4 protein-coding genes and 1 pseudogene are annotated in these 6497 nt (G+C 72.1%); 4 read left to right on the forward strand and 1 reads right to left on the reverse strand.

From position 1 onward, the window contains the following. From L0P92_RS40785 to sucD, 4 genes and pseudogenes are all read left to right on the forward strand, one after another. Window positions 1–562: pseudogene (locus L0P92_RS40785) on the forward strand (hypothetical protein); the annotation flags it as partial. Between the two features lie 278 nt (window positions 563–840). Beyond that, window positions 841–2907: a hypothetical protein gene (locus L0P92_RS40790; RefSeq protein ID WP_234768190.1), complete on the forward strand. Its 2067-nt coding sequence runs from the start codon at window positions 841–843 to the stop codon at window positions 2905–2907. A gap of 497 nt (window positions 2908–3404) precedes the next feature. Then, the gene (sucC, locus tag L0P92_RS40795) at window positions 3405–4583 is read left to right on the forward strand and encodes an ADP-forming succinate--CoA ligase subunit beta (RefSeq protein ID WP_234768191.1); all 1179 of its coding nucleotides are present in this window, start codon (window positions 3405–3407) and stop codon (window positions 4581–4583) included. Window positions 4584–4610: 27 nt separating this feature from the next. Further along, on the forward strand, window positions 4611–5495 hold the full coding sequence (gene sucD, locus L0P92_RS40800) for a succinate--CoA ligase subunit alpha (RefSeq protein WP_234768192.1): 885 nt from the start codon (window positions 4611–4613) through the stop codon (window positions 5493–5495). 194 nt (window positions 5496–5689) lie between these two features. Here sucD and L0P92_RS40805 read toward each other — a convergent pair. After that, window positions 5690–6497 (reverse strand): SigE family RNA polymerase sigma factor (locus L0P92_RS40805; protein WP_234768193.1); only part of this gene is annotated, 808 nt, incomplete at its 5' end.

The raw sequence follows: 6497 nt of genomic DNA on the forward strand, positions 1-6497 counted from the left end.
GCCCACCCCGCCCTCGATGCCGGAGGCTCCCGAGTCGCCGGAGTGGCCGGGTTGGCCGGGGCTGGATCTGCCCGAGTTCCCGGGCGTGCCCGGTGATGACATTCCGGCGCTCCCCGGTGTGCCCGACGTGCCCACCGTGCCCGGGCAGACGTTGCCGGCGCCCAGCGCCTCGGCTCCGCAGCCGGAGGCACCGGCATCGGCGCCCGGGTCCGTTGACGGACGGGACGACAAGGGACGTACCGGCGAGGCGGCGGCCGTGGCCTACGGGCCCACCTTCGTGGCCGTCGCCGACGACACCGCGTCCCATGTCGTGGCGTCCGACGGTGCGCACAGCGTCGCGCCGGCCGACTACGCCCCCGTCCGGCAGGCGTCGGCCGATCACCCGGGTGGTGTGCTGGGCAACCGTTCGGCGGGTGACAGCGGCACCTCGCGGCACGGGGACGCGCACGCCGTGTCGCTGAACCCGAGGGCGCCGTTGCGGCTGGTGCCCGGCGCAGCCGCCCGCGTCGAGGCGGACGAGATCCAGGACAGGCACCGGGACATTCCGGTTTCCCCCGCCTAGGCCGCCGGCCTGCCCTCCCCGCCGTAGACCTGCCGCGCGGGGGCGGAAACAGGTCTGCCCGCCCGTCCGGACACCCCCCAGTTCCCGGATGTCCCCGACATCCCCCGGACGGAAGCCTCCGTAGCCGTACCCGGTCCCGCTGGTCCCAGCTCCTCAGCTGCCCGGACCGCGACCGGAAGCGGCGCGGAATGTCCCCAACCGTCCGAAGTCCTGGAGTTCTTCGCCGCTGCGACGCTCCGGGGGCCTTCGGAGCCCAAGATCTAGGGATCCGACGCAGTATGAACAAGAACATCCGTCGTTCGATCGTCATAGCCGCCGGTGTCACCGGCGCCTGGGCGCTCGGTTCGACCGCCGCCAGCGCGGACGAACTGCCCGCCTCCACCCTCTCCGTACCGGACATGACCACCGACGCGGCCGACACCGCCGGCACCACCGACGCTTCCGGCCTGCTCGGCGGGGTCACCGGCACCGTCAACGGCATCGTCTCCGACGTGACCGACACCGTCTCGGGCAGCACCGCCGACACCGCCGTCGAGCAGTCCCGCCGTTACGTCGACGCCAAGGTCACGGCCCCGTCCGCCGCCAAGGCCACCACCTCCACCGCCTCCTCAACGGCAGCCAAGGCCAAGCGCGCCGCCCAGGTCATCCAGGGCGCCCAGGCCGCCCGCGCGGACAAGGCGGCTGCGCGGGCCGAGGCCGATGTCTCGGCACACACCTCCGCCGTCTCCGCCGCCGCCTCCTCTGCCGTCGCCGACGTCCGGAACGCGCCCCAGGACGCCCCGAACGTCCCCGGCATGCCCGGCGCCCCCGGCACCGTCGACTACCTCTTCGGCCCGCTCGCCGCCTTCGCCCCCGAGCTGGAGCAGGCGCTCGCCGCGGCGCAGACACGGTTGCAGGGCACGCAGGCGACGGCCCGTTCGCAGGCGCAGGGCGTCGAGGGGGTCGTACGGACGAAGGCGCAGTACGCCGTCGCCGGCGCGGGCCGCACCGCCGCGGGTGTGCGGGACGTCGGCCAGGCCGGCGTCGCTCACCTCGACGGCAGGACCCGGGGCGCGGCCTCGGCCGTGACGTCCACGGCCACCGGTGAGGCCACCGCCGCCAGGTCGGCCGCCGAGGCCTCCGTCTCCGCCGTCCCGGGCCATGTCACCGGCACGGTCGGCGGCGTCGAGCAGCGTGTCGTCGGCACGGTCGGCGCGGTTCCCGGCACGGTCGCCCCGGTCGTCGAGCAGACCGCCGACGCGGTCGTCCCGTCGATCGCCGGGCAGGCCGTGAACGGCGTGGTGCCGATCGCGGGGTACGCCGCCGAGGGCGTCGTTCCCACCGCCGAGCACGCCGTCGCCGGGGTGACCCCGGTCGCCGTGAGCGCGGTCGACAGTGTGCAGTCGCTGGCCTCCGGCGCGGTGAGCGGTGTGCGGCCGGTCGTCGGCCAAGCGGTGGACGGCGTCGTTCCGGTCGCCGGGGGCGCGGTGGGCGGGGTCGCCCGGACCGCCGGGCACACGGTCGATGCCGCGACGGCACTGGCGTACGGCGTCGTCGCCGATGTCCAGCCGGTGGCGGGCCAGGCCGTGGCGGGCGTCCAGCCGGTCGTCGGCGGGGTCGTCCAGGGCGTGCAGCCGGTGGCCCACGGCGTGGTCGGCGACGCCCAGCACCTCGGCCACGGCACCGTCGCCGGCGTCCAGCCCGTCGCCCACGGCGCGGTCTCCGACGTCCAGCCGGTCGTGCGGGGCGTCGCCGCCGACGTACCGCCGTACGCCACCGGTCTGGTCGGTCACGTCACCGGAGATGTCACCGGCTCCGTCCTGCCGCCCGTCGCCGACACCGCCGTGCACGGTGTCGTGCCGGTCGCCGGGCACGCCGTCGCGGACGCGGGGGTGCTCGGCCACGGCGTGGTCGGCGACGTCCAGCCCTTCGCGTACGGCGTCGTCGGCGAGGTCGACCCCTTCGCACACGGCGTGGCCGGACAGGCCGCGCCCTTCGCCGAGGGCGTCACCGGAGCCGTTCACCCTCTCGTCGAGACCGTCATGGACGCCGTACAGCCGGTCGTGCACGGCGTCGGCGGCAGCGCCACCACGCTGGCGTACGGCGTCGTCGGCGAGGCCGACCCCTTCGCGCACGGGGTCGCCGCACAGGCCGCCCCCTTCGCCGAGGACCTGAACGGCACGGTCCAGGGCTCGGCCGGGCCGCTGGCCGGCCACGCGGTCGCCGGTGTGCGGCAGGTGGCCTGGTCCGCCACGCCGGCTTTTGCGCAGGACCTCCAGCAGAACGCGCATCAGAACGCCCAGCACAACGCCCATCAGCACGCCCAGCAGGACCTCTACGGAGACAGCGGGACGTACCGCGTCTGACGGGGTGACCGACCGACTCCGCGGGGCGGATGGACCCGGACGGCCGAAAACCGTCGGCCGGTCCGGCCGGAACCCCCGCGGACCGGCCGGGGTGATCCCCATTGGGGTGGGGGTCATCCCGGCCAGAGCCCACAGGGGCGGCCCATTCGTGCCCCTTCGGGCTGTTCAAGGGACCCCACCGGGTCAACCCCAACCCGGTGGGGTCCTGCCCGCGATCGAGCTCTCGTGTGTGCCCGGCAGGTTCCCGTTCGCTCACAGTCGGCACGCCGTGCCAGAGATCTTTGCTGATCGCGGCATCATGTGACAGGTATCACCGCTCAGGTGTGACCCTCGATTTAGGGGCCCTCCGCAAGCAGCGATAACCTGCGAGACGGACATGCCGCGCGCTCGGACACCGTGTGCGCCTCCCTTGTGACAGACGGCGGACGTCACGTTGCCCTTCGCGGCACGCCCACGCATCCAACGAACCGCGAGATCACTGATAGGGACGGAAGCGCGTGGACCTGTTCGAGTACCAGGCGAGGGACCTCTTCGCCAAGCACGATGTACCGGTGCTGGCCGGTGAAGTCATCGACACGCCTGAGGCGGCCCGCGCAGCCACCGAGCGTCTCGGTGGCAAGTCCGTCGTCAAGGCCCAGGTGAAGGTCGGCGGCCGTGGCAAGGCCGGTGGCGTGAAGCTCGCCGCCACCCCGGACGAGGCCGTCGCCCGCGCGACGGACATCCTCGGCATGGACATCAAGGGCCACACGGTCCACAAGGTGATGATCGCCGAGACGGCCCCGGAGATCCTGGAGGAGTACTACGTCTCCTTCCTCCTCGACCGTGCCAACCGCACCTTCCTCTCCATCGCCTCCGTCGAGGGCGGCATGGAGATCGAGGAGGTGGCGGCCACCCGCCCGGAGGCCGTCGCCAAGATCGCGATCGACGCCATCGACGGCGTGGACCAGGCCAAGGCCCAGGAGATCGTGGCCGCGGCGAAGTTCCCGGCCGAGGTCGCGGACAAGGTCGCAGGCGTCCTGATCACCCTGTGGGACACCTTCATCAAGTCGGACGCCCTCCTCGTCGAGGTCAACCCGCTCGCGAAGGTCGCCTCCGGTGACGTCATCGCCCTGGACGGCAAGGTGTCGCTGGACGACAACGCCGAGTTCCGTCACGACTGGGACGAGCTGCACGACAAGGCCGCGGCCAACCCGCTCGAGGCCGCCGCCAAGGAGAAGAACCTCAACTACGTCAAGCTCGACGGCGAGGTCGGCATCATCGGTAACGGTGCCGGTCTGGTCATGTCGACGCTGGACGTCGTCGCGTACGCCGGTGAGAAGCACGGCAACGTCAAGCCGGCCAACTTCCTGGACATCGGCGGTGGCGCCTCCGCCCAGGTCATGGCCAACGGTCTGGAGATCATCCTCGGCGACCCGGACGTCAAGTCCGTCTTCGTCAACGTCTTCGGTGGCATCACCGCCTGTGACGAGGTCGCCAACGGCATCGTGCAGGCCCTGAAGCTCCTCGAGGACCGCGGCGAGAACGTCACCAAGCCGCTCGTCGTCCGCCTCGACGGCAACAACGCCGAGCTCGGCCGACAGATCCTCACCGACGCCAACCACCCGCTGGTGCAGCGCGTCGACACCATGGACGGCGCGGCCGACAAGGCCGCCGAACTGGCTCACGCCGCCAAGTAAGCACTCAGGACGAGGACACAACACACCATGGCTATCTGGCTCAACAAGGACAGCAAGGTCATCGTCCAGGGCATGACCGGCGCCACGGGCATGAAGCACACCAAGCTCATGCTGGGCGACGGCACCAACGTCGTGGGCGGCGTGAACCCGCGCAAGGCGGGACAGAAGGTCGACTTCGAGGGCACCGAGGTACCCGTCTTCGGCACGGTCAAGGAGGCCATCGAGGCCACCGGCGCCAACGTCTCCGTCATCTTCGTGCCGGAGAAGTTCACCAAGGACGCGGTCGTCGAGGCCATCGACGCCGAGATCCCGCTGGCCGTCGTGATCACCGAGGGCATCGCCGTGCACGACTCGGCCGCCTTCTGGGCGTACGCCGGCAAGAAGGGCAACAAGACCCGGATCATCGGCCCGAACTGCCCCGGCATCATCACCCCGGGTCAGTCGAACGTCGGCATCATCCCGGGCGACATCACCAAGCCGGGCCGTATCGGTCTGGTGTCGAAGTCCGGCACGCTGACGTACCAGATGATGTACGAGCTGCGTGACATCGGCTTCTCGACCGCCGTCGGCATCGGTGGTGACCCGATCATCGGTACGACGCACATCGACGCGCTCGCCGCGTTCGAGGCGGACGCCGACACCGACCTGATCGTGATGATCGGTGAGATCGGTGGCGACGCCGAGGAGCGGGCCGCGGACTTCATCGCGAAGAACGTGACCAAGCCGGTCGTCGGCTACGTCGCGGGCTTCACCGCGCCCGAGGGCAAGACGATGGGCCACGCCGGTGCCATCGTCTCCGGTTCCTCCGGTACCGCCCAGGCGAAGAAGGAGGCCCTCGAGGCCGCGGGCGTCAAGGTCGGCAAGACCCCGACCGAGACGGCCAAGCTCGCCCGCGAGATCCTGGGCGGCTGAACGCCGTAGTCACGGCACTTGTCTGAACGCCGGTGGGCCCGTTCCCTGCACGGGGACGGGCCCACCGACGTTCCCGCCCGCCGCGCGCCAGGCGGACGACGGTGACCGCAACGCCCCAGGGGCGCGGGGAACTGCGCGACCAGCCACCGTGGTCCCGCAGTCGGAAGGCGGCCGTGGTCGCGACGGCGAGTTGCTCACGGGGTCTGCGGAAACACCCGTTCTGGACCGTTTCGTGCCTCTGAGCGCAGCTTCGACCTCAGCTTCAGTTCCTTCTCGGACAGGGGCCCCGGCGCCACCCTGGGCGGCACCCCCCGCACCGTCGCCCCCGGCGGCACCGGCGGCTCGTACCGGGTCGGAGCCGTCCGCAGGGTGAGTGCCGTCGTGCCGATGAGGGCCACCGTGAACGCGATGGCGGCCCGCGTCCAGAAGCGGGCCCGGCGTTCGCTGCCGTCGCGCACCGCCGCCGGCTTGGGCGCGCGCAGCCGCTCCGTGGAGGCCAGTTCGGCCAGCCGGTCGTGGAGATCGTCGGGGTCGGACAGACCCGGAAGCCGGTCGGCGACCGCGGCGCGGGCGTGCAGCAGACGGTTCGCGGTCGCTGGTGTGGTCGCCTCCGTCTCCGCCGCCGTCTCGGGCAGATCGAGGCCCACCCCGTCGTACAGGAGCAGCGTGCGCCGCTGCGGCGGCGGGAGTTTGAGGAGTACGTCCAGCAGGGCACGGTCGGACGCGTCGGAGGGCGGCGGTTCGGGGTGCCGGTAGCGGGGGCGGAACCGGTGCCAGGGCGAGAGCGCGAAGTCGTACGCCGTCGCCCGCACCCACCCCGCCGGATCCCGGTCGCGCGCCACCTCGGGCCAGCGCTGCCAGGCGACTTGGAAGGCCCGCTCGACCGATTCGCGGGCGAGTTCACGGCGCCCGGTGAGCAGATAGGTCTGCCGTACGAGGGCGGGTGCGCAGAAGGCGTAGAGCGCGTCGAAGGCCTGGGCGGGGGTGAGGGAGTCTTCCGGG

Source organism: Streptomyces muensis (genome assembly GCF_021474425.1).
In the GTDB taxonomy this organism is placed as follows: domain Bacteria; phylum Actinomycetota; class Actinomycetes; order Streptomycetales; family Streptomycetaceae; genus Streptomyces; species Streptomyces muensis.